The sequence below is a fragment of the Cytophagaceae bacterium genome, assembly GCA_016722655.1.
GTDB lineage: Bacteria > Bacteroidota > Bacteroidia > Cytophagales > Spirosomataceae > Leadbetterella.
In genome coordinates, this window is record JADKIR010000004.1 from 2,344,248 (window position 1) to 2,345,923 (window position 1,676).

1 protein-coding gene is annotated in these 1,676 nt (G+C 33.8%); it reads left to right on the top strand.

Annotated features, from left to right (window positions below; genetic code table 11):
- Positions 1-259 precede the first annotated feature (259 nt).
- Positions 260-1,633 (top strand): vanadium-dependent haloperoxidase, encoded by a 1,374-nt coding sequence (locus tag IPP61_10660; GenBank protein ID MBL0325624.1) that lies wholly within the window; start codon positions 260-262, stop codon positions 1,631-1,633.
- Positions 1,634-1,676 lie beyond the last annotated feature (43 nt).

Consider the following 1,676-nt stretch of genomic DNA (forward strand, 5'->3'; position numbering starts at 1 on the left):
TTCTAGCATGATTTTTGCTCAATTTATAGTAATATGAATTACTACGAAAATACAAATAAGTGCTCATTCCCTTCAAAATATAAGATTTTGAGGGTTTTTGACACAAGTTTAAAAAATTCCTAGTAAGTATAAATTGTAAAAAATGAAGCTTAAAAGCACACCGAAAAAGATACAAAAATTGTGCCAAAGGTATTTTTTAGGATTTAAAAAAAGGTAAAAAGTAAAAATATTAATAAATTTTTTGAGTGAATCTTTATAAATGACCAGAAATTCTACATGCAAGAATTTTTCTTCGATTGATTTTGCTTCTGTATTACTCAGAAGTATTATCATGCTTCTTTTTATGGTAATTTCATTCAGTACATTTTCCCAAAACTCAAAAAAGGAAGATGTTGCTTTAGTGACGAGTTGGGGGAAATTTATTACTGAAATGTTTAGAACAACTCACAACGGTACTCCTACTTTTAATTCCAGGTTTACAGGCTATGCCGGATTGACCATGTATGAGACTGTTGTAAAAAGTAATACACAGTATCATTCGCTTGCCGGAAAACTTACTGGTCTGGAATCAGTTCCGGCTCCTCAGGAAAATATCAGATTAAATTACAGACTGGCACTTAATGCAGGACAAGCTCAGATTATCAAAGACATATTTTGGTTTACAACTCCTTCGAATTTGGAAAAAGTCCAGATTTTGGAAAAAGAAAACCTTTTAAAATATTCCGGTAAAAGCTCACCAGAAGAAATTCAGGCTTCTATTGCTTATGGTCAATCAATTGCGAAGGCAATTTTTGAATGGTCAAAAACCGACGGAGGTCACAATGAGCAATACAATATTTTTGATACTACTTATCAATTTACACAGGGAAATGGTCAGTGGTTCCCACCTGTAAAAGGACAATCGGAAATTCCACTTCCGATGCATCACAAATGGGGTAATAACAGGGCCTTTTCGAAGGATAATCATGTATTGCCTATTCCTGAAATGATCAAATATGATTACAATAAAGGTTCTGAATATTACAACTATATGTATGAAGTATATAATGTAGGGAAAAATTTAACACAGGAGCAAAAAGAAGTTGCACTTTGGTGGAGCGATGACCCTTCAGAAACTTCTTCACCTCCGGGACATTCCTTTAATTTAGCCACGCTGATAATTGAAAAATCGAAACCTGATTTAGTTAAAGCCGCAGAAACTTATGCAGCAGTTGGGATGGCAACCGCTGACGCTTTTATAAACTGCTGGAAGACAAAATTTGTACATAATGTAGAAAGACCATTTGGATTCATATATTTTAATATTGACACCAAATGGGATATGTTTTTTAAAGAACCTCCTTTTCCAGCTTATTATTCGGGACATGCCGGTCAAGCTGGTGCATTTGCTGAGGTGCTCACCAATTTATATGGTGATAATTTTGCATTTACAGACGATACTCATGCAAATCGCGAGGTTTACATTGAAAGGATGATTGGTTTTAAGCCAAGAAAATACAAATCGTTTTATGAAGCAGCTGAAGAATGTGCAATGTCGAGACTTTATGCTGGCATACATACCAGGCTTGATAATGAAATGGGATTAGTTGAAGGAAAAAAAATAGGAAAGAACGTCATTATGATGTTTCAATAATTAATAAAAGAGTTTGATTGAGAAAATTTATACTAAAACAAAT